At 72.3% G+C, this 22,028-nt stretch carries 17 protein-coding genes; 8 read left to right on the plus strand and 9 right to left on the minus strand.

From position 1 onward, the window contains the following. Positions 1 to 387: 387 nt before the first annotated feature. Together prcA and prcB are read right to left on the minus strand one after the other, a co-directional pair. Positions 388 to 1,176 (minus strand): proteasome subunit alpha, encoded by a 789-nt coding sequence (gene prcA, locus QSK21_RS33505; protein WP_285701668.1) that lies wholly within the window; start codon positions 1,174 to 1,176, stop codon positions 388 to 390. Positions 1,177 to 1,197: 21 nt separating this feature from the next. Continuing rightward, positions 1,198 to 2,046 carry a proteasome subunit beta gene (gene prcB / locus QSK21_RS33510; RefSeq protein ID WP_285701670.1) on the minus strand — a complete coding sequence of 283 codons (849 nt, stop codon included), beginning with the start codon at positions 2,044 to 2,046 and terminating at the stop codon, positions 1,198 to 1,200. Positions 2,047 to 2,258: 212 nt separating this feature from the next. On the opposite strand from prcB, the gene QSK21_RS33515 reads away from it, so the two are divergent. Continuing rightward, on the plus strand, positions 2,259 to 3,731 hold the full coding sequence (locus QSK21_RS33515) for a hypothetical protein (RefSeq protein WP_285701672.1): 1,473 nt from the start codon (positions 2,259 to 2,261) through the stop codon (positions 3,729 to 3,731). 180 nt (positions 3,732 to 3,911) lie between these two features. On the opposite strand, the gene QSK21_RS33520 is transcribed toward QSK21_RS33515, so the two are convergent. From QSK21_RS33520 to QSK21_RS33540, 5 genes are all read right to left on the minus strand, one after another. Continuing rightward, positions 3,912 to 4,124, minus strand: a complete 213-nt coding sequence (locus QSK21_RS33520) for a ubiquitin-like protein Pup (RefSeq protein ID WP_285701673.1) — start codon at positions 4,122 to 4,124, stop codon at positions 3,912 to 3,914. Between the two features lie 168 nt (positions 4,125 to 4,292). Further along, positions 4,293 to 5,810, minus strand: a complete 1,518-nt coding sequence (dop, locus tag QSK21_RS33525; protein ID WP_285701675.1) for a depupylase/deamidase Dop — start codon at positions 5,808 to 5,810, stop codon at positions 4,293 to 4,295. A 377-nt stretch (positions 5,811 to 6,187) separates the two neighbouring features. Next, positions 6,188 to 7,951 carry a proteasome ATPase gene (gene arc, locus QSK21_RS33530; RefSeq protein WP_285701677.1) on the minus strand — a complete coding sequence of 588 codons (1,764 nt, stop codon included), beginning with the start codon at positions 7,949 to 7,951 and terminating at the stop codon, positions 6,188 to 6,190. Positions 7,952 to 8,302: 351 nt separating this feature from the next. Then, positions 8,303 to 9,307: a tRNA (adenine-N1)-methyltransferase gene (locus QSK21_RS33535; RefSeq protein ID WP_285701678.1), complete on the minus strand. Its 1,005-nt coding sequence runs from the start codon at positions 9,305 to 9,307 to the stop codon at positions 8,303 to 8,305. Positions 9,308 to 9,337: 30 nt separating this feature from the next. Then, complete coding sequence (locus tag QSK21_RS33540) at positions 9,338 to 10,546, minus strand: site-2 protease family protein (protein ID WP_352231363.1); 1,209 nt, start codon at positions 10,544 to 10,546, stop codon at positions 9,338 to 9,340. Positions 10,547 to 10,614: 68 nt separating this feature from the next. On the opposite strand from QSK21_RS33540, the gene QSK21_RS33545 reads away from it, so the two are divergent. The 5 genes from QSK21_RS33545 to QSK21_RS33565 all read left to right on the plus strand — a co-directional run bounded on the left by QSK21_RS33545 (position 10,615) and on the right by QSK21_RS33565 (position 17,590). After that, complete coding sequence (locus QSK21_RS33545) at positions 10,615 to 11,571, plus strand: RecB family exonuclease (RefSeq protein WP_285701679.1); 957 nt, start codon at positions 10,615 to 10,617, stop codon at positions 11,569 to 11,571. Between the two features lie 232 nt (positions 11,572 to 11,803). Further along, the gene (locus QSK21_RS33550) at positions 11,804 to 13,024 is read left to right on the plus strand and encodes a sensor histidine kinase (RefSeq protein WP_285701680.1); all 1,221 of its coding nucleotides are present in this window, start codon (positions 11,804 to 11,806) and stop codon (positions 13,022 to 13,024) included. A gap of 77 nt (positions 13,025 to 13,101) precedes the next feature. Beyond that, positions 13,102 to 13,818, plus strand: coding sequence for a response regulator (locus tag QSK21_RS33555; protein WP_285701681.1), 717 nt, complete (start codon positions 13,102 to 13,104; stop codon positions 13,816 to 13,818). A gap of 401 nt (positions 13,819 to 14,219) precedes the next feature. After that, the gene (locus tag QSK21_RS33560) at positions 14,220 to 15,080 is read left to right on the plus strand and encodes an ABC transporter ATP-binding protein (RefSeq protein WP_285701682.1); all 861 of its coding nucleotides are present in this window, start codon (positions 14,220 to 14,222) and stop codon (positions 15,078 to 15,080) included. Then, a complete protein-coding gene (locus tag QSK21_RS33565) occupies positions 15,077 to 17,590 on the plus strand; it encodes an ABC transporter permease (protein WP_285701683.1) in 2,514 nt (837 codons plus the stop codon). Before QSK21_RS33560 ends, QSK21_RS33565 begins: the two co-directional genes overlap by 4 nt. 107 nt (positions 17,591 to 17,697) lie before the next feature. Here QSK21_RS33565 and QSK21_RS33570 read toward each other — a convergent pair whose 3' ends face one another. Beyond that, complete coding sequence (locus tag QSK21_RS33570; RefSeq protein ID WP_285701684.1) at positions 17,698 to 18,918, minus strand: MFS transporter; 1,221 nt, start codon at positions 18,916 to 18,918, stop codon at positions 17,698 to 17,700. A gap of 80 nt (positions 18,919 to 18,998) precedes the next feature. Between QSK21_RS33570 and QSK21_RS33575 the strand changes: the two genes are divergently transcribed. Further along, positions 18,999 to 19,991 carry a winged helix-turn-helix domain-containing protein gene (locus tag QSK21_RS33575; RefSeq protein ID WP_285701686.1) on the plus strand — a complete coding sequence of 331 codons (993 nt, stop codon included), beginning with the start codon at positions 18,999 to 19,001 and terminating at the stop codon, positions 19,989 to 19,991. Positions 19,992 to 20,028: 37 nt separating this feature from the next. Beyond that, entirely contained in the window at positions 20,029 to 20,796 is a 768-nt protein-coding gene (locus tag QSK21_RS33580; protein WP_285701688.1) for a class I SAM-dependent methyltransferase, read from the plus strand. On the opposite strand, the gene QSK21_RS33585 is transcribed toward QSK21_RS33580, so the two are convergent. Then, a complete protein-coding gene (locus tag QSK21_RS33585) occupies positions 20,793 to 21,923 on the minus strand; it encodes an ABC transporter ATP-binding protein (RefSeq protein ID WP_502871623.1) in 1,131 nt (376 codons plus the stop codon). The genes QSK21_RS33580 and QSK21_RS33585 overlap by 4 nt on opposite strands. Positions 21,924 to 22,028: the final 105 nt, after the last annotated feature.

Consider the following 22,028-nt stretch of genomic DNA (forward strand, 5'->3'; position numbering starts at 1 on the left):
TGCTGCTGCGCCCCCACGACACCACCCGCCGGAACAGGTACCGCGCCACCTCATCAGGCGACAACCGCCGCTGCCCACGGAAGGTACAGGTCACGCCGTACTCGTTCTCAAGCCCGAAAATGCGCCTGTCCACACCGCGAGCCTATGCGGCCGTGACCCGACTTGGCAGCCTCTGACGCCTCTGGCTTCACCGGCGTCCACCCGGCCGCCACCTTTACGTTGTAGATCACAATCGGCGGACGGGGCGCGGGCGGTGCGCGAACCGGGCTCGGGCAAGCCGAGGGCCCGTCCCCGGCGGCCTCGGACGGCCTGTGGTCTCCGGGACGGGCCCCTCGTTTCGGCGTCGCCTCGTTCGGCGTGTCGTGGCGGGCGGGTGCCGGGCCGGTGCTAGGAGCCCGCCGAGCCTGCGCCGTTGCCGCCGTTACCGCCGTTGCCCCCGTTGCCGCCGTCCGAGGTGGCGGCCTGGTCGCCCGACCCCGCCGCGTCCGCACCGTCGGCCTCGTTCAGCAGCCGCTCGATCCGCGCCGCCGGCAGCGCCTTGAACAGGCGGTGCTCGCGGTTGCGGTCCAGCACCGCCACCTCCAGCGACTTGGCCTCCAGGCGGCGGTCGGAGTCCTGCGCCTCCAGCGCCCGTACGCCCAGCCGCAGCGCCTCCGCCAGCGGCATGCCCTCCCGGTAGCGCTCCTTGAGAACCTGCGCCACCGCCTCGGCCTGCCCGCCCATCGCCACGTAGCCGTGCTCGTCGGCCACCGAGCCGTCGAACGTGAGCCGGTAGATCTGGTCGGTGTCGGCGCTGTCGCCCACCTCCGCCACGACCAGCTCCACCTCGTACGGCTTGTTGGTCTCGGTGAAGATCGTGCCGAGCGTCTGCGCGTACACGTTCGCCAGGCCGCGGGCCGTCACGTCCCTGCGGTCGTACTGGTACCCGTTCACGTCCGCGTACCGCACCCCGCCGAGCCGCAGGTTCTCGAACTCGTTGTACTTGCCGACCGCCGCGAACGCGATCCGGTCATAGATCTCGCTGATCTTGTGCAGCGCCCGGGACGGGTTGTCGGCCACGAACAGGATCCCGTCGTCGTACTGGAGCACGACCACGCTGCGGCCACGCGCGATGCCCTTGCGCGCGTAGTCCGCCTTGTCCTTCATCTGCTGTTCGGGCGACACATAGAACGGCATCGACACCGGTCTGGATCCCTTCTATCGCAGCGGGGCGGTCGGACCGCCCGGCGAGTCGTTACGTCCCTCGACCACGGACCGGGCCAGCGCGCCCACCTCGTCCTCACCCAGCCGGCGATACCCCTCGTCCGACACCACCGCCACCACAGGGAAGATGCCGCGCGACAGGTCGGGACCGCCCGTCGCCGAATCGTCGTCGGCCGCGTCGTACAACGCCTGGACGCACACCAGCGCCGCGTCCTCCGGCGACAGGTCCGGGCGCCACAGCTTCTTCAGCGCGCCCCGCGCGAACACCGACCCCGAACCGATCGAGTAGAAGTCCCGCTCCTCGTACCGGCCGCCCGCCGGGTCGTAGGAGAAGATCCGCCCCCCGTCCCGCTCCTCGTCGTATCCCGCGAACAGCGGCACCACCGCCAGCCCCTGCATCGCCATGCCCAGGTTCCCGCGCACCAGCGTCGCCAGCCGGTTGGCCTTGCCCTCCATCGACAGGGTCCGGCCCTCGCGCTTCTCGTAATGCTCCAGCTCGACCTGGAACAGCCGGATCAGCTCCATCCCGATCCCGGCCGTGCCCGCCACCGCGATCGCCGAGAACTCGTCGGCCCGGAACACCTTCTCCACATCGCGTTGCGCGATCACGTTGCCCGCGGTCGCCCGCCGGTCACCCGCCACGACCACGCCGCCCGGGTACGTCACCGCGACGATCGTGGTGGCGTGCGGCAGTTCCTCCCCCGCCCTGGCCGCCGCCGGCAGCGACCTCCGCCCCGGAAGCAGCTCCGGATTGTAGGCACCCAGGAACTCCGTGAACGACGACGTGTCGGGGCCGGCGAACAACCCCGGCAGACGCCCGATGCGCGAATCGTGCGACGCCACGCGACTCCTTCCCTCCACCATGGCACCGGCTCCCCTCAACGAACCCACCGGCGCTGACCACTCCGACCCTACTGTTCAACCAGCGCCCGCCGCATGCCACGCCCACCCTCACCAGTCCGCCCACGGCGAACCGGCGCGGCGGGGAGGGACCTGTATCGGACGCGCACGGCACCGGCGCCGGGCGCGCCCCCGCCGCCCATTACGATGACGGCGTGGTGTTGGGACCCCCAGGCCAGCCCGGCTGGCCGAGCCCCCTCGGGCAACCGACCTGGCCGAGCGCCCCCGGCGAGCCCGGCTGGCCCCCCAGGCGGCCCGCCTACAACCCCCCGCCGACCGAAGAGGACCTCACGCTCCCGCCCGACGCCGACCCGTTCACCGCCGCCGAGCACCACACCCGCGCCGTCGTCACCGCGCCCTGGTGGCCCGCCGCCACGCCGCTGCAACGCCGCCAGGCCCTCTTCCCCCACCTGCTGTCCCTCCCCGACCACAGCTGGTGGCTCTTCGCCGCCTGGACGCGCTGGTACCGGTGGCACCCCGCCGACAGCCGCTGGTTCCCCTCACCGCCGCCGCAGGGCGCCGACCTCCGCCGGTCCGCCGTCCACGCCCCCACGCCGCCGCCCATCCCCGCCGAGATCATCCCCACCGGGCCCGACTACCTCACCGACTACGGCCCGCCCCTCGCCCTCGTCGGCCGGCCCGTCTCGGGCGCGCTCACCTACCGGCTGCGCTCCGTGATGTCCGAAGCCGCCCAGGCCCCGCCCGCCGACTATCCCCTCGGCTGGAACCGCTTCCTGCACGGCACGCCCAGCACCATCGCCGCCACCTGGAGCACCCTGCTGTGGTGCGCCTCGGTTCCCCTGTTCGACCCCCGCCTCGGCCTTCTCGACCTCTGGGAGCCTCACCTGGCGCCACAGCCCGGCGCCGATCCCCGTACCACCGGCCCGGACGGCACGAACGCCGGCTCACTCGGCACCCTGCGATGGCTGCCCCCGCCGCCCCTGCACACCATCATCGGCCTGTACGCCGAGCGCCTCCGCTCCGGCCGCGCCGACGCCGCCGCGCAGCTCATCCGCTGCATGGTCATGACCGCCCAGGCCCTGCGCGACGACGCCCGCTTCCGCGTCCGCGCCTCGGCCCTGCTCTCCATGATCGAGCCCTTGCAGACCAACCCGGCGCTCGACCACCGCGCCCTCCCCTACGGGGACCAGGTCGTCGAACGCGAATGGCGGACCCGCTGCCCCGCGCCCCTCTTCGCCACCCTCTTCAACGACTCGGCACCCGGCGAGGCGCTCCAGCTCGCCTTCTACGACCTCGCCACCGCGCTGCGGCCCGTGTGCGGCGACCCCGGCTCACCGGACTTCATCGAGCCACGGCACGCCGCCACCGCGCTCCTGGCCGCCGACCTGGCCGGATACCGCCCCGACCTCGCCGCCCCCGTCGGCCGCTGGCTCGATCCCGAACTGCGGGCCCTTCTCGCCGACATCCTCAACGACGACACCCATCCGCTCCGCTCCCTGTGGCCCTCCCCCACCGGCGGCGACGCCGCCACCACGACACATCTCCTCAGCGCCACCGCCGGGCTCGGCTTCGCCTGGTGCCGCCTCACCGGCGTCCCCGTGCCCCCGAACGGCCTCACCGCCACCAACGCCCAAGCCCGCCACCTCGCCACCCTGGAAGACGGCTAGCCGCCCCGGAGGACGGCCGGGCCGCTACCGGCGCCGTCGAACGGGACGCCCGCCGCGCGGGGAAAGAACGGCGGGCCGTGTTCTCACGAGCACGGCCCCGGCCCGGCCACCCCTCAACGAGCCCAGGGAGGCCCTTCCCCACCCAACCCCTAAATCCGGCAAATGCGGATTTACGTGGATTTACTCACCACCCTTTTGGACATATGCCCTGATGAATTCCTCGGCGTTCTCTTCGAGAACCTCGTCGATCTCGTCCAGAATTGCATCGACATCGTCGGAAAGCTTCTCCTGCCTTTCCTGGATGTCCTCGCTGGGGGCGTCCTGGGTCTCCTCGACCTCTTCGGTACGCCGCGGGGCCTGCTTCTGGCCGCCCGAGTTGTCCTTCGTGGCCATGCCTACCTCCCACTTCGCCGGTCCCCCCCAAGCCTATCTCCGATCACCGGCGGCGAGCGGATTCCGTGCCGCGGCGGCGCGGGGGTCTGCAGGGGTTATCGCCGGTCCGCCGACGAATGAAACGGTCAAACCGGTCACGGATAGGCTGCGGCCGAGGTCGCGCCGGACTCAGCCCTGACCGGTGAGGGTGGCGACCAGGTCGGCGGCGGTGCGGCAGCGGTCGAGCAGGGCGCCGACGTGCTGCCTGGTGCCGCGAAGCGGTTCGAGGGTGGGGACGCGCTGGAGCGACTCGCGGCCGGGGACGTCGAAGATGACCGAGTCCCAGGAGGCGGCGGCGACGGACTCGGCGTACTGGCGCAGGCACCGGCCGCGGAAGTACGCCCTGGTGTCCTCCGGGGGGTTCTCGATGGCGGACTGGACCTGGTCCTCGGTGACGAGGCGGTCGATCCTCCCGCGGGCGACGAGACGGTTGTAGAGGCCCTTGTCGGGACGGATGTCGGTGTACTGGAGGTCGACGAGCTGGAGGCGGGGGTGCGACCAGTCCAGGCCGTCGCGTTCACGGTAGCCGTCGAGGAGGGAGAGCTTGGCGACCCAGTCGAGCTCGCGGGAGAGCTGGGAGGGGTCGTCGCCGAGACGGTGCAGGACCGACTCCCAGCGGTCGAGGACGTCCTTGGTCATCTCGTCGACGTCGGCGCCGTAACGGTCCTCCACGTACTTGCGGGACTGTTCCAGGTACTCCATCTGGAGCTGGACGGCGGTCATCTTGCGGCCGTCCCGGAGGGTGAGCTGGTGCTTGCAGGTGGGGTCGTGGGAGACGGCGCGGAGCGCGGCGACGGGCATGTCGACGGAGAGGTCCACGGTCAGGAACCCGTCCTCGATCATGGCGAGGACGAGGCTGGTGGTGCCGAGCTTGAGGTAGGTGGAGATCTCGCTCATGTTGGCGTCGCCGATGATGACGTGCAGACGCCGGTACTTCTCGGGGTCGGCGTGGGGTTCGTCGCGGGTGTTGATGATCGGGCGCTTGAGGGTGGTCTCCAGACCGACCTCGACCTCGAAGAAGTCGGCGCGCTGGCTGATCTGGAAGCCCTCGCCCCGCCCGTCGACGCCGATGCCGACCCGTCCGGCGCCGCAGACCACCTGGCGGGAGATGAAGAAGGGGGTGAGGTGCCGGACGATGTCGGCGAAGGGCGTCTCGCGCTTCATGAGGTAGTTCTCATGGCAGCCGTAGGACGCGCCCTTGTTGTCGGTGTTGTTCTTGTAAAGCTGGATCGGGTGGGTGCCGGGCACCATGGCGGCGCGGTGGGTGGCGTCGGCCATGACGCGCTCTCCGGCCTTGTCCCAGATGACGGCGTCGCGGGGGTTGGTGCACTCGGGCGCGGAGTATTCGGGGTGCGCGTGGTCGACGTAGAGGCGGGCGCCGTTGGTGAGGATGACGTTGGCGAGGCCGAGGTCCTCGTCGGTGAGCTGGCTGGGGTCGGCGACCTCGCGGGCGAGGTCGAAGCCGCGGGCGTCACGGAGGGGGTTCTCCTCCTCGAAGTCCCAGCGGGCGCGCCTTGCCCGCGCGGCCGACGCCGCGAGGTAGGCGTTGACGACCTGGGAGGAGGTCACCATCGCGTTGGCCCCTGGCTGTCCCGGTACGGAGATGCCGTACTCGGTCTCGATGCCCATCACCCGCCGAACACTCATATCGTCGAGCCTATCGGGGGCGCGTGGGTGGAGCCATGGGGCTCGTGGGCGTGGTGCGGGTGCGCGTGGGCGGGGAGTTGCGTTTCCCTTGTGATTACGGGGTTGCGGAACACGAGTTGGGCGGCGTCGTGTCGTGAGGTTCCGCCGTGTCGGCGGACTGATGTGCCAGGTGTTACAGGACGCACAGGCTTCCCCAAGGTTGGGTGCGGAACTGGTCTGGAACAGGTGCTGAATCCGGTGCGGAATTCGGTGCGGAATCCGGTGCGGAAAACGCCACGCGGCGGCCTCCCAATCTCTCGGGTGGCCGCCGCGTGGCGGTCGGTCGTCGTCCCGGTCGCCGTCCGCGCCGCCGCCGGCGGCGCGGGGGCGCGTGGGTGCTACAGGTACTGGCCGGTGTTGGCGACGGTGTCGATGGATCGCCCGGCTTCCGCGCCCTGCTTGCCGGAGACGAGCGTGCGGATGTAGACGATCCGCTCGCCCTTCTTGCCGGAGATGCGGGCCCAGTCGTCGGGGTTGGTGGTGTTGGGCAGGTCCTCGTTCTCACTGAACTCGTCGACGCAGGCGGCGAGCAGGTGCGAGACGCGCAGGCCCTTCTGCCCGGTGTCGAGGTACTGCTTGATGGCCATCTTCTTCGCGCGGTCGACGATGTTCTGGATCATCGCGCCGGAGTTGAAGTCCTTGAAGTAGAGGACCTCCTTGTCGCCGTTGGCGTAGGTGACCTCCAGGAACCTGTTCTCCTCGCTTTCGCTGTACATCCGCTCGACGACGCGCTGGATCATGGCGTCGACGGTGGCCGCGTCGTCGCCCCCGTGTTCCTTCACGTCGTCGGGGTGCAGCGGGAGCCCCGTGAGGATGTACTTGGAGAAGATGTCCTTGGCCGCCTCGGCGTCCGGCCGCTCGATCTTGATCTTCACATCGAGCCTGCCGGGACGCAGGATGGCGGGGTCGATCATGTCCTCGCGGTTGGAGGCGCCGATGACGATGACGTTCTCCAGCCCCTCGACGCCGTCGATCTCGCTGAGCAGCTGCGGGACGATGGTGTTCTCGACGTCGGAGGACACGCCGGACCCGCGGGTGCGGAAGATGGAGTCCATCTCGTCGAAGAAGACGATGACGGGCGTGCCGGCGGACGCCTTCTCCCGGGCCCGCTGGAAGACCAGGCGGATGTGCCGCTCGGTCTCGCCGACGTACTTGTTGAGGAGCTCGGGGCCCTTGATGTTGAGGAAGAAGCTCTTGCCCTCCTGGCCGGTCTTCTCGGCGACCTGCTTGGCCAGGGAGTTGGCGACGGCCTTGGCGATGAGCGTCTTCCCGCAGCCGGGCGGCCCGTACAGCAGGACGCCCTTGGGCGGGCGCAGCTGGTGCTCGCGGAACAGGTCGGCGTGCAGGTAGGGCAGCTCGATGGCGTCCCTGATCATCTCGATCTGGGGGCCGAGGCCGCCGATCTCCTCGTAGGAGATGTCGGGGACCTCTTCGAGGACCAGCTCCTCCACCTCGGCCTTGTGGATCTTCTCGTAGGCGTAGCCGGAGCGGGGTTCGAGCATGAGGGAGTCGCCGGCGCGCAGCGGGACGCCGCGCAGCGGCTCCGCGAGCTTGATGACGCGCTCCTCGTCGGCGTGCGCGATGACCAGGGCGCGCTCGCCGTCGTCGAACAGCTCCTTGAGCATGACGACCTCGCCCTGCTCTTCGAAGTCCAGGGCCTCGACGACGTTGAGGGCCTCGTTGAGCATGACCTCCTGGCCGCGCTGGAGCTCCTCGACGTTGACGGCCGGGCTGACGTTCACCCTCAGCTTGCGGCCGCCGGTGAAGATGTCGACGGTGCCGTCGTCGCGGGCCCCCAGGAAGACGCCGAAACCGGACGGCGGCTGCGCGAGCCGGTCGACCTCCTCCTTGAGCGCCACGATCTGCTCGCGGGCTTCCTTGAGGGTCGCCACGAGACGCTCGTTCTGCCCGGTCACGGCGGCCAGGTTGGCCTGCGTCTCATGGAGCCGTTCCTCTAGAACACGTACTTGGCGGGGGGATTCCGCGAGCTTGCGGCGCAGCACGGAGATCTCCTCCTCCAGGAAGGAGATCTGCGTCTGGAGGTCCCTGACCTCCTTTTCGTGCTGCGCCCTGCGCGCCCCAGCATCATCACGAGCGGCCACGCCCCGTCACCTCCTCACGAAGAGCCGACGACCTACTGAGACCCTACCTATCTGGAGGGCTTCCGTAACCTGCCCATTCGGTTCTCGTGTCGTGCCCGGGGCGTCGCCGCTGGTGGACGGGGTCCGACGGGGACGGCCACGGTTGCGCGGCCGTGGCGCCGGGGAGGAGGAAACGGCGGATCCGGTGGCGCGGGGACGCGAGTTCAGCGGATTTCATCCCTGGTGAGGACGGCTCGCGTTGTGCGCGCACCGGTGTGAATGCCGGTGTGAATTCCGTGTTACTTCCGGGCAGGGACGCATGAAGGGGGTGCGCGGCGCCCGGCACATGTGATCTTCGCCTCGCTCGGCCCGTCAGAGCGTCTCGTCCGGTGCTCCGTCCGGTGATTGGGCCGGTGATTCGTCCGGTGCTGTGTCCGGTGCTGTTTCCGGTGCCTCGGAGGAGCCGCCCCCGACCGCCGCGGGCACCGGGGTGCCGGGGATGGGCGATCCCTTGGCGGGACGGCGGCGCCGCATGGGCGGGGTGACGCCGTCGGCCAGGCGGCGGGCGGTGACCAGGAAGCCGGTGTGGCCGACCATGCGGTGGTCGGGGCGGACGGCCAGTCCCTCCACATGCCAGGACCGCAGCATGGTCTCGAAGGCGTAGGGCTCGGCGAACGTGCCGTGACCGCGCAGTTCCTCGACGATCCGCGACATCTGGGTCGTGGTGGCGACGTAGGCGCAGACCATCCCGCCGGGGATGAGGGCCTTGGCGACGGGATCGACGCACTCCCAGGGGGCGAGCATGTCCAGCACGACGCGGTCGACCTCGGTCTCGGCGAGCGCGTCCTCAAGGGCGCCGACGGTGAGGCGCCAGGCGGGGTGGGGGCCGCCGAAGAACCGTTCGACGTTGGCGCGGGCGATGTCGGCGAAGTCGGGGCGGCGCTCGTAGGAGGAGACCAGGCCGTGCTCGCCGACCGCGCGCAGCAGGAAGCAGGTCAGGGCGCCGGAGCCGGCGCCGGCCTCGACGACGCGGGCGCCGGGGAAGATGTCGGCCATCGCGATGATCTGCCCGGCGTCCTTGGGGTAGACGACGGCGGCGCCGCGCGGCATGCGCAGGGCGAAGTCGGCGAGGAGGGGGCGGAAGGCGAGGTAGTCGACGCCGCCGGTGGACCGGAACACCGAGCCTTCGGGCCTGCCGATGATGTCGTCGTGGGCGATGGCGCCCTTGTGGGAGTGGTAGAGCTTGCCGGGCTGGAGGGTGATGGTGTTGACCCGGCCCTTGGGGTCGGTGAGCTGAACCTGGTCGCCGGGGCGGAACGGGCCGTGGGGGACGCGGCCGGTGCCCGAGGGCGCGGTGCCGGGGGTGGGTTCGCTCATGGCCCCCAAGGCTATCCGTGCCGCGGGGTGTCAGATGCCGTCGAAGGCGCGGTCGACGTCGGTGGCCGCCAGCACCCCGTACACGCGGCCGTCGGGTTCGACCAGGAGGTACTCGGTGGCGGGGGCGCGGCGCAGCGCGGCGACCAGTTCCTCGCCGCTCAGGTCGGCGGACAGGACCAGGTCGTCGTGGACGGCGCGGGACAGCTCGCCGGCCTGGATCCAGGGGCGGCGGTGCTCGGGGACGGCGGTGACGGCCTTCTCGCTGACCAGGCCGCGGGGGCGGCCGTCGTGGTCGGCGATCACCAGCGCGCCCGCGCGGTGGTCGTGGGCACGGCGGATCGCCTCGGCGAGGGGGACGTCGGCGGTGACGAGGGTGGCGCGGCGGGCGAGGCGGCGGGCCGACAGGGTGGGGATGCGGTCGCGGACCTTCTCGGCCCGCAGGGCCTGGGTGGCGCCGACCCAGATGAACGAGGCGACCAACGCCGACCACAGCAGCGCGATCCATCCGATCCCGCCATCCTCGCCGGGCGCGGGGTAGGCGGCCAGGAACGCCCCGCCGGCGAGGCAGGCCAGGGCGACGCCGCGGCCGATCCAGGCGGCGATCACGGCGCCCCTGGCGCCGTTCCCGGTGATCTTCCAGACGGTGGCGCGGACCAGGCGGCCCCCGTCCAGGGGCAGGCCGGGCAGCAGGTTGAACACGCCGACGAGGAGGTTGGCGAAGGTGAGCGCGTCCGCCAGGAGGTCGGCGACGGGCGGCAGCGGGAGCAGCAGGTGCGCCAGAACGCCCAGGACGGCCAGGACGAGGTTGGTGACGGGCCCGGCGAAGGCGATGAGGAATTCGCGGCCCGGGGTGGGCGCCTCGCGCTCGATGGCGGTCTCACCGCCCAGGACGTGCAGGACGACCGACCGCACGGGCAGTCCCATGGCGCGGGCGGTCACGGCGTGGCTGAGCTCGTGCACGAACACCGACCCGTAGAGCAGCACCGCGTACAGGAACGCGACGACGAAGCTGCCGGGGCGGGGGACGACGCCGTCCACCTGTCCCTCGAACACGACGGTGACGAGGATGGCGACCAGGAACCAGCTCGGTGAGACGAACACGGGCACCCCGAAGGGACGCCCGATGAACAGGCCGGGGCCGGTGGGACGGCCCTGCCCGGGACGGCCGGATCCGTCCCCGCCGGTCTCGCCGGTGCCGTTCCCGCTCTTGTCCTGCGCCGGTGGTGCGGTGTCTGCCACGCCCATGATGCTACGGCCCCGCGGCGGGTACGGGATTTCGTCGGTGGCGTCCCCTACCCTGCTGTGCCATGACGAGCACCGGCACGGGCCCCGCGGCGAGCGCAAAGACCACCACGGGCCCGGCGGTGATCGGATCGCTGTCGCCCTCGCGGGCGGGCGACTTCATGACCTGCCCGCTGCTGTACCGGTTCCGGGTGATCGACCGGATCCCCGAGCGTCCCAGCCAGGCGCAGGTGCGGGGGACGCTGGTGCACGCCGTGCTGGAACGGCTGTACGACCTGCCGGCGCCGCGGCGCACCGCGGAGGAGGCGGTGGCGCTGCTGGGCCCGGAGTGGGAGCGGCTGCTGGCCGCCGAGCCCGAGCTGGCCTCGCTGTTCGACGACCCCGAGGACGGCGCCCCCGGGAACGGCGCCCCCGCCGATCGCACACCGCGCGGCGGCACGGGCGAGGAGGCGTGGCTGGAGCAGGCGCGGGCGATGGTGGAGCGGTACTTCACCCTGGAGGACCCCAGGCGGCTGGAGCCGGCCGAGCGGGAACTGTTCGTGGAGACGGTGCTGGAGTCGGGCCTGAAGCTGCGCGGCTACATCGACCGGCTCGACGTGGCGCCCGCCGGTGACGTGCGGATCGTGGACTACAAGACCGGCACGGCGCCGCGCGCCGACTTCGAGGCGCGGGCGCTGTTCCAGATGAAGTTCTACGCGCTGGTGCTGTGGCGGCTGCGCGGCCGGGTGCCCAAGCTGCTCCAGCTCATGTACCTGGGCAACGGTGAGATGCTGCGGTACGAGCCGGACGAGGCCGACCTGCGCGCCACCCAGCGCAAGGTGGAGGCGCTGTGGCAGGCGATCCGGCGGGCCACCGAGACCGGTGAGTGGCGGCACCGCACCAGCAGGCTGTGCGACTGGTGCGACCACAAGCAGCGCTGTCCGGCCTTCGGCGGCACCCCGCCGCCGCTGCCCGAGACCTTCGTGGACCGCCCCTCCCCGGCCGACCTGGAGCCCGTGGCGCGCGAACGCGACGACCTCTGACCCGATCGGCCGGGGACACGGGACGCGCCCCTGCCCAGACCCAGGCGGGATCCGGCGCGGGATCCACGGCAAGATCCGGACACCGCCCGTTCCCGTGCCTGATCAAGCCGGGGATCAGGCGCCGGTGGGGTGGCCGGGGAGGCGAGGTTGTGCCAGGATCCTCCTTGCGGAGGATCGCGGTTCGGCGTACAGGAGGGGTTGCGACCAGGCCCGAACTCCTAGGGTGAGGATTGTGTCACCCCGCATCCGTGGTCTCGCCACCTGCCGTGCCTGGCTTCAGGCGCACCCGCAGGCGTCTGACGCCGCCTTGGCGCTGTTGGTGCTGGCGGTGGGACTGCCGCAGTTGTACTTGGAGGAGGTGCCCCGGCACCTGAGCCGGGAGTTCGCCTCCACCGACATGCGGCATCTGCTGCTGGTGGTGGCGTTGACGATGTCGCTCACCTTCCGCCGGACGCGGCCGCTGCTGACGCTGTGCGCGGTGCTGGTGGGCGAGGCGCTGATCGTCGCGGCCAACTATCCCCCCACCGTTCCCGAGCTGGTGGCGTTCCTGCTGGCGGTGTACAGCGTGGCGGCGTTCCGCGGGCTGGCGGTGGGGGCCCTCGGCGGGGTGCTGGCGCTGATCGGGCTGAACCTGTACATGGTGGCGTTCCCGGAGAACATGGGGCTGCTGTCGTACCTGACCAACAACGCGCTGGGCATCGGGGTGTGGGCGCTGGGCCGCAACCTGAGGTTGCGGCGGGCGTACTTCACCGAGCTGGAGGACCGGGCGGCGCGGCTGGAGCGTGCGCGCGGCACGGACGCGCGCGCCGCGCGGGTGGAGGAGCGTTCGCGGATCGCGCGGGAGCTGCATGACGTGGTCGCGCACCATGTGAGCGTGATGACGGTGCAGGCGGGCGCGGCACGGCGGATCATGGACAAGCATCCGGCGGGGGCCCGGGAGGCGATGAGCACGATCGAGGAGGTCGGGCGCACGGCGCTGAGCGAGATGCGGCGGATCGTGGGGGTGCTGCGCACCGAGCGGGATCCGGAGACGGCGGGCGGTGAGCTGGCGCCGCAGCCGGGCCTGGGCGATCTGGGCGAGCTGCTGGACCACGTGCGCGACACCGGCCTGTCGGTGCAGCTGTGGATCGAGGGTGAGGCGCGGACGCCGTCGCCGGGCGTGGACGTGGCGGCGTTCCGGCTGATCCAGGAGGCGCTGACCAATACGCTCAAGCACGCGGGACCGCAGGCGCGCGCCTGGGTGCGGCTGCACTACACCGATCAGGACCTCACGGTGGAGATCGAGGACGACGGGCGCGGCACCGCGACGATCATGGCGGACAACGGGGACCGTCCCGGGCACGGCCTGGTCGGCATGTACGAGAGGGTCGCGCTGTACGGGGGCGAGCTGCGGATCGGCCCGCGGGTCGGCGGCGGCTTCGGGGTGCGGGCCAGGTTCCCGTTGCAGGCATAGGCGGGAGTTGCAGGCAGAGGCGGGACCGGGGGGTGATGGATGTGCGGGACACTGGGATCGGCCGGGAGACTTCGGAGATGGGCGGCGAGATGAACACGGCGGGCGGCACGGAATCGGGCACGGTGCGGGTGCTGCTGGTGGACGACCAGCCGCTGCTGCGGACGGGGTTCCGGCTGATCCTCGAGGCCGAGCCGGACATCGCGGTGGTCGGGGAGGCCGGGGACGGCGCGGTCGCGGTGGAGATGACGCGGGCGATGCTGCCGGACGTGGTGCTGATGGACATCCGGATGCCCGGGGTGGACGGCATCGAGGCGACCCGGCGGATCATCCGGGAGGGCGCGGCCTCGCACGATCCGAAGGTGCTGATCCTGACCACGTTCGACCTGGACGAGTACGTGATCGAGGCGGTGCGGGCGGGCGCCAGCGGGTTCCTGCTGAAGGACTCGCCGCCGGAGGACCTGGTCCAGGCCATCCGGATCGTGGCAGCGGGGGACGCGATCGTCGCGCCGAGCGTGACCAGGCGGCTGCTGGACAAGTTCGCCACGCGGCTGCCCGCCGTGCGGGACGCCACGCCGCCGCCGGGCCTGGACACCCTGACCGAGCGGGAACGCGAGGTGCTGACGCATGTGGCGCGGGGGCAGTCCAACGCGGAGATCGCCGCGGAGCTGGTGGTCAGTGAGACCACGGTGAAAACGCACGTGGGCAACGTGCTGGCCAAACTCGGCTTGCGCGACCGCGTCCAGGCGGTGGTGTACGCGTACGAGACCGGCCTGAGCCGTCCCGGCCAGAGCTGACCCCACCCCCTGACCCCGCCCTGACCCCTCGTCCCGCAGGCTGAGCGGGCCCGTCCGGAGCCACGTGGTCTCACCTGGGCTTTTATGGCTCTCCTCAGGGTCGACGGGGGGGTTGGCCGCAGGGTCTCCCCTACTCCGAAAGGACGATAGGCGGGAGGTCCCTCCTGCACTAGGCGGAGCCGCAAGTCCCTTCCTGCGGCTCATCCGCCCACCACCTGGATGCCCTTAATGTTCTAGATGCAGGGATCACGAGAGGGAGCGATCCCGCAGCGCGCCGGTGCCGGGGGCGGCCGGCGCGCGTTCCGCACGTTCCACCCGGTTCCGGCCTTGTCCACAGCCGGGTGCCCAGAAGGAAACAGGCGCCGCATGGCGTGCGCTTTACGACAGGCAGGGAGTTCACTGTGACGGAATCCGCCCAGACGGCCTCCGGCGCACACCTGGCACCGGAGGAGGGCGACTTCGCCGCACGGGCCCAGGGGATCGCCAAGGTCTACGGCTCGGGCGACGCCAAGGTCATCGCGCTGGACGCGGTGACGCTGGGCGTGCCGCGCGGCCGCTTCACCGCGATCATGGGCCCGTCCGGGTCCGGCAAGTCCACGCTGATGCACTGCATGGCGGGCCTGGACTCGGTGGACTCGGGGCAGGTGTTCATCGGCGACACCGACCTGACGCGGCTGAAGGACAAGCAGCTGACCCGGCTGCGCCGCGACAAGGTCGGCTTCATCTTTCAGGCGTTCAACCTGGTGCCGACGCTGACCGCGCTGGAGAACATCACCTTGCCGATGGACATCGCGGGCCGCAAGCAGGACAAGGAGTGGCTGGACCACGTCATCGACACGGTGGGGCTGCGCCCGCGGCTCAAGCACCGTCCCAGCGAGCTGTCGGGCGGGCAGCAGCAGCGGGTGGCGTGCGCGCGTGCGCTGGCGTCCCGCCCGGAGATCATCTTCGCGGACGAACCGACCGGCAACCTCGACTCCCGGTCCGGCGCGGAGGTGCTGGGGTTCCTGCGCGAGTCGGTGCGGTCGATGGGCCAGACGATCGTGATGGTCACCCATGACCCGTCGGCGGCCGCGTACGCCGACCAGGTGGTGTTCCTGTCCGACGGGCGGATCGTCGACACCATGGCCGAGCCGACCGCCGAGCGGGTGCTGGAGCGGATGAAGGGCCTGGACGCGCCCACGGTGCACGACGACGAGGCCGAGCAGCAGGCCCAGCAGCAGGCTGAGCAGCAGGACCGGCAGCAGGGGGCCGTCGCCCGATGATGGCCAGGGTCACGCTCCGCAATCTGGCGGCGCACAAGATCCGCCTGATGCTGACCGCGGTGGCGGTCATCCTCGGTGTGGCGTTCGTGTCCGGGACGCTGATCTTCACCGACACCATGGGGCGGCAGTTCGACGACCTGTTCGACCGGATCGGCAAGGGCATCGCGGTGGACGTGCGTGCCAAGAAGGTCGTGGAGGGCGCCGACCAGGACGGGATGTCGGCGCAGCCGGTGCCGGCATCGGTGCTGGAACGGCTGAAGCAGGTCGAGGGCGTGCGGAACCCGGTCGGGAACGTCACCGGGTACGCCGCCGTCACCGGCCGCGACGGCAAGCTCGTGTCGGGTCAGGAGGGCGCGCCGCAGCTCGGCGTGAACTGGACGGGCACCGGCGGGTACACGATGACGACCGGGCGGCCCCCGTCCGGGCCCGGTGAGGTCGCCGTGGACGACCGGACCGCCGAGAAGGGCGGGCTGAAGGTCGGCGACACCGTGTCCGTGGTGACGGCCGGCCCACCGCAGAAGATGCGGCTCAGCGGGACGATCGACACCGGCGCGCTGCTGGGCGCCACGGTCACCGCGTTCGACACCCCGACCGCTCAGCGGCTGATGCTCAAGCCCGGGTTCTTCACCGACATCCAGATGGAGTCGTCGGGCGTGGGCGAGAAGGAGCTGCGCGACCGGGTCGCGGCGGTGCTCCCCGGCCAGCTCGAGGCGATCACCGGCACGCAGATGCGCGACGAGGCGCAGAGCGACGTCGAGCAGATCATGAACTTCTTCCGGACGTTCCTGCTGGTGTTCGCGCTGATCTCGATCTTCGTGGGGGCGTTCATCATCGTGAACACCTTCTCGATGCTGGTGGCGCAGCGCACCAGGGAGCTGGCGCTGCTGCGCGTGATCGGCGCCGCCCGCCCGCAGGTCACCCGGGCGGTGCTGGGCGAGGCGGTCGCCGTCGGGTTCCTGGGGTCCACGCTGGGGCTGGGCGTCGGCACGGGCCTGGCCGCGCTGCTGTACTCGCAGATGATCGGCGGGGACGGCGGCGGCGGGCTGGTGTTCACACCGATGATGTTCGTGTGGTCGTACCTGGTCGGGATCGTGGTGACCGTGGTGGCGGCGTACTTCCCGGCCCGCCGCGCCGCCAAGATCCCGCCGGTGGCGGCGATGCGGGACGACGTGGCGCTGCCGCAGCGGTCCCTGCGGGTCCGCGTCGCGCTGGGGTCGTTGCTCACCCTGATCGGCGGGGGCCTGATCGCGGTGGGACTGGCCGGTGACGACACCGCGGGCAACCCGATCGTGCCGGTCGGCGTGGGCGCGTTCGCGGTGCTGCTGGGCGTGGCGATGCTGGCCCCGGTGATCAGCGTCCCGATCGTGCGGGTGCTGGGTGCTCCCGCCGCGCGCCTGATGGGCGCCCCCGGGCGGCTGGCGAGGCAGAACGCGCTGCGCAACCCGCGCCGCACCGCCGCCACCGCCGCCGCCCTGATGATCGGCCTCGCGCTGATCACGACCGTGAACGTGCTGGGCGCGTCCATGCGGTCCTCGGTGGACGAGCAGATCGACGCGCAGTTCGGCGCGGACTACATCGTCGCGCCCGTCGCGTTCGGCGTGGCCATGGGCCCCGACGTGCTCGGGAAGGTCCAGGCGGTCCCCGGGGTGACACAGGTGTCGGCGATCTACGACGGCATCGCGAACTTCGCCGGGAAGCGGGCCGGCTACGCCGTCGCCAGCGCCTATGCGCTGGAGAAGGGCGCCCGGGTGAAGGCGACGTCCGGGACGCTGGAGACCGGGCGGGACGGGATGCTCGTGGACGCCGAGACCGCGCGCTCGCAGGGCTGGGCGGTCGGCTCGGTCGTCCCCGTGCAGTTCCCCGACGGCGCCACCGAGCGGCTGCGGATCACCGGGATCTACGCCAAGAGCGACCTGGTCGGCCCGCGGGTGATCGCGGAGGCGGCGCATCGGGCGCACGCCGCGCGGCCCACCCTCACCCTGGTCGTGGTCGACGCCGCGTCCACCGGTCCTGCCACCAAGACCGCGCTGGAACGGGCCCTGAGCGACCACCCCAACGTCGAGGTGCAGGACCAGGCCGCGATCAAGGATGAGGCACGGCAGCAGATCGACGGGCTGGTCTCCTTCCTCACCGCGCTGCTGATCATGTCCGTGATCATCGCGGCGGTCGGGGTGATCAACACGCTGGCGCTGTCGGTGATCGAGCGGACCCGGGAGATCGGGCTGCTGCGCGCGATCGGCATCAGCCGCCGCCAGCTACGCCGCATGATCCGGCTGGAGTCGATCGTGATCGCGCTGTTCGGCGCCGTCCTCGGCATCGCGATCGGGGTGTCGTTCGGCGCCGCGGTGCAGCACGCGCTGGAGGGCGAGGGCCTGACCCGGCTCAGCATCCCGTACGTCACCCTGGCGGTCTACGTGGTGATCGCCGCCGTGATCGGCGTGCTGGCCGCGCTGTGGCCGGCGTGGCGGGCCGGGCGCATGGACGTCCTGAAGGCCATCGCGACCGAATAGGAACCGAAGAGGAAACCGAAAAGGAACCGAGAGGCATCAAGGAGGACCCCGCTCGACCCCGCTCAGAGGGGCGCCCCGTGCAGCGGCCGGGGCGCCCTTCGCCGTGTTCAGGCCCGGCCGAGGATGGGGCGCAGCCACACCGCCGCCAGGACGGCCGCGGCGCCCGCCGCGCCGATGGCCGTGCCGGGACCGGCGGCCTCGGCCAGCGCGCCGGACAGCACCGGGCCGACACCCTGCAAGGTCATCATCCCGGTCGACAGCAGCCCGAACGCCTGTCCCCGCTCGGCCTCGGGCACCGCGTCCACGAACCGGCGCTGGATGCCCAGCTCGTAGGCGAACGCGGCGCCCGTGCAGGCCAGCAGCGCCGCAGTCACCATGGCCGGCGGCCCGGCCGCCAGCGGCAGCAGCGGCAGCCCCACCAGCGCCATCAGCGGCACCACCAGACGTTCCCTGGCGGACGGGCGCAGCAGCCGCCCGCACGCCAAATTCCCCACGATCATCCCCGCCGGCGGGCACGCCATCAGCACCGCGCCCATCCCGGCGGGCAGGCCCCGGTCGTGCGCGAACGGGATCAGCAGGCTCTCCGCTCCCGCGACGAACGCCGCGGGAAGCCACTGCGCCAACAGCAGCGCCCGCACCGCCGGGTCGGCCAGCAGCCGCCGGTTCACCGCGCCGCTCTCCCCCACCAGCCCCCGCCGTGGCCCCGCCGGGTCCCGCGTCGTGGCGGCGGGCAGGTCGTCCAGGAACAGCACGACCAGTGCCGCCGCGGTCGCGTACACCGCGCAGGTGCCCAGGAGCGCGCCGCGCGGGCCCAGCGCCGCCACCGCCGCCCCGCCGAACGCCAGCCCGGCCAGCTGCGCCACCGACGACGCCACCACCATCAGGGACCGGCCCAGTACGTACCGGTCGCCCGGCAACGCCTGCACCGCCACCCTGCTCACCGCGCCCGACACCACCGGCGTCACGCACGCCACCGCCCCCACCAGCAGCAGGCAGCCCGCCACCGGGAGGTCCAGCAGCGCCAGCGCCGCCGCGGCCCCCGCCTCCATCGCGTACACGGCCGCCACGAGGGGGCGCGGGCGCATCCGGTCGGCCAGCGCCCCCAGCAGCGCACCGCCCGCCACCTGCGGGGCGAACCCCGCCGCGAACGCCACCGACGCCAGCAGCGGCGATCCCGTCCGCCCGTACACCAGCACCGACAGCGCCACCATCCGCAGCGTGTCCGCCGCGATCACCAGTGACCGGGTGCCGAACAGCACCCGGAACCGCGGCTCGGCCAGCACCTCCCGGTAGGACGCCCGCGGCGCGTCCCGGTCCCGTGTCGTCATGCGGCGGAGCCTGCCGCCGCCCGGCCGCCGCCGCCATCGTTACGTCCTGGAACGTAAGCTCCGGGACGTAGGGTCGCGGCATGATCCGTTTCGAGGCGGAGACCGAGGACCTCCTGCACAGCCGGTTCGCGCTCTCACCGCTGTTCGAGCTCAACGGCCTGCTGCGGGGGCTGGCCGGGCATTCCGGGCGGCCACCGTGGGCCGACCGGCTGCGGCCCGCGTTCCGGCGGCTGCGCGCCGGCACCGCCCTGGACGCGGTGCTGGCCCTGCACACCCCCTCCTACGGCGCCGCGTTCGCCGCGCCGCCGCCCCGGCTCGGCCTCGCCCAGACCATCGAGGACGACCTCGCGCAGGTCCGCGCCACCCCGCTCGCCCTGGCCCGCCGCGAGATCGACCTGTGCCTGCGGCACCGTCCCGCCGGTGACCGCGCCGCCGCGCTGCTGCGCCGCGACGACGTCACCGAACTGATCGCCGACGCGCTGGAGATCGCCTGGCGGGAGCTGGTGGCGCCGTCCTGGCCGCAGTTGCGCGCCATCTGCGAACGCGACGTGCTGCACCGCGCGGGACGGCTCGGCCAGGGCGGCTGGGAGGCCGCGCTGGCCGACCTGCACCCCCGCGTCCGCTGGCGCGACCGCGGCATCGAGATCCTGCGGACCGCTTCGCACGAGACCGTCGTGCTCGGTGGCCGCGGGCTGCTGCTCATCCCCTCGGTGTCCGTGTGGCCGCGGGTCGCCGCGCACACCGACGACCCCTGGCCGCACGCGCTGATCTACCCGGCGCGCGGCATCGCCGCCCTGTGGGAGACGCCCGCGCGCACCGAACCCGGCGCGCTGGCCGGGCTGCTCGGCCGCACCCGCGCCCGCGTCCTGCTCGCCCTGGACGAACCCGCGGGCACCACCCAGATCGCCCGCGCCCTCGGCATCGCCGTCGGCGCCGCCGGCGACCATCTGGCCGTCCTGCGCCGCGCCGGGCTGCTCGACCGAACCCGCGCCGGACGCGCCGTCCTGTACCGGCGCACGCCCCTCGGCGACGCCCTCGCCCGCGCCGCGCACCCCGCCGACCCGCGACGGTGATCTGGCGCGGGGCCTCGGGGTCGCGCACAATCGGCGCATGGACGACACCACGGGCTCGCCCGGAGCGCACGGCACGGGGCCCGGCGCCATCGCGCCGGACGGGTCGGCGGTCGAGTTCTACGCCGCGCTGCCACCGGGCGACGGGGACGCCGCCCTCGTCCACGGCGCGCTGCGGCCGGGCGCGACCGTCCTGGACCTGGGCGCCGGCGCCGGGCGGGTCACCCTGCCGCTGGCCGCGCTCGGGCATCCCGTCGTCGCCGTCGACGAGTCCCCCGGCATGCTGGCGCGGATCGACGCGGCGGGCGCCGCCGGGGTGTGGACCGTGCGGTCCCGCATCCAGGACCTGGACCTGGGTGAGCGGTTCGGCGGCGTGCTGCTGATGTCGTTCCTGATCTGCTACGGCCCGCGCGAGGAGCTGCTGCGCGCCTGCCACCGCCACCTCGACGACGACGGCGTGCTGGTCGTCCAGCGGGAGAGCCCCGCATGGTTCGACGCCGCCGCGCCCTCACAGTGGGAACGCGACGGCGTCCGCTACCGCCTGTTCGACGTGCGCCGCCCCGCCGCCGACCTGCTCACCGCGAGCATCGAGTACTCCACCGGCGGCCGGACCTGGGTGCACACCTTCACCTCGCGCCGGCTCGCCGACCACGACCTGAATGGCACGCTCGCGCGGGCCGGGCTGCATTTCGGCCGGTTCCTCGACGACGGCCGCACCTGGTTCACCGCCCACCGCGCACCGCCCACCGCGCACCGCCCACCGCGCACCGGACGCCGCGCACCGGACGCCGCGACGGGACGTGACTAGTCGTCGCCCTCGGCCGGCTTCGGGACCGCCCCGTCCTTCAGGGCGGCCTGGTCGGCCTTGGAGGTCGCGGCCGACTGCGCGGCGACCAGGTCGGTCGCGCTGATCGTGGTGTTCTCCGGGAAGTGGCAGGCCGCCTGGTGCCCGGGGCTCAGCTCCACCAGCGGCGGCTCCACCTGCTTGCAGATGTCCTGCGCCTTCCAGCAGCGGGTGTGGAACCGGCATGCCGGCGGCGGGTCCAGCGGGCTGGGCACGTCGCCCTGCAACCGGATCCGCTCCCGGCCCTCCCGCTGCGACGGGTCGGGGATCGGCACCGCCGACAGCAGCGCGTTGGTGTACGGGTGCATCGGCCGGCCGTAGAGGTCGTCCCGGTCGCCGATCTCCACGATCTTGCCGAGGTACATCACCGCGACCCGGTCGGAGATGTGCCGCACCACCGACAGGTCGTGCGCGATCACCACATAGGTCAGGTCCAGCTCGTTCTGCAGGTCCTCCAGCAGGTTCACCACCTGCGCCTGCACCGACACGTCCAGCGCCGACACCGGCTCGTCCGCCACGATCAGCTTCGGCTTGAGCGCCAGCGTGCGGGCGATGCCGATGCGCTGCCGCTGCCCGCCGGAGAACTCGTGCGGGTACCGGTTGTAGTGCTCGGGGTTGAGGCCCACCAGCTCCAGCAGCTCCTGGACGGCCTTCTTCACCCCCTGCGGGGTGTCGATCTTCTGCAGCCGGAACGCGGCGCCGACGATCGCGCCGACCGTCTGCCGCGGGTTCAGCGACGAGTACGGATCCTGGAAGATCATCTGGATGTCGCGGCGCAGCGGGCGCATCCGCTTCTGCGACATCGACGTGATGTCATGGCCGTCGAAGGTGATCGTCCCGAAGCTGGGGTCCAGCAGCCGCATGATCATCCGGCCGGTGGTGGTCTTGCCGCAGCCCGACTCGCCCACCAGGCCCAGCGTCTGGCCCCTGCGCACCGAGAACGACACCCCGTCCACGGCCTTCACCGCGGCGACCTGGCGGCGCAGCAGCCCCGCCGTCACCGGGAAGTGCTTGCCGAGGCCGTCGACCTCCAGCAGCACGTCCCCGCCCGCCCCGCCACCGGACGCGGCGGGGGACTCCTTGGTCGTCACGCCGGTGGTCGTCACTCCGGTGGTCGCCCCGGTGGTGGCGGTGCCGTCGGCCTCGGGCTGCGGGGTCGCCGCGTCCGCGGGACGGCCGTCGTCGGAAGTGCTCAC

Source organism: Actinomadura sp. NBRC 104412, assembly GCF_030269515.1.
In the GTDB taxonomy this organism is placed as follows: Bacteria; Actinomycetota; Actinomycetes; order Streptosporangiales; family Streptosporangiaceae; genus Spirillospora.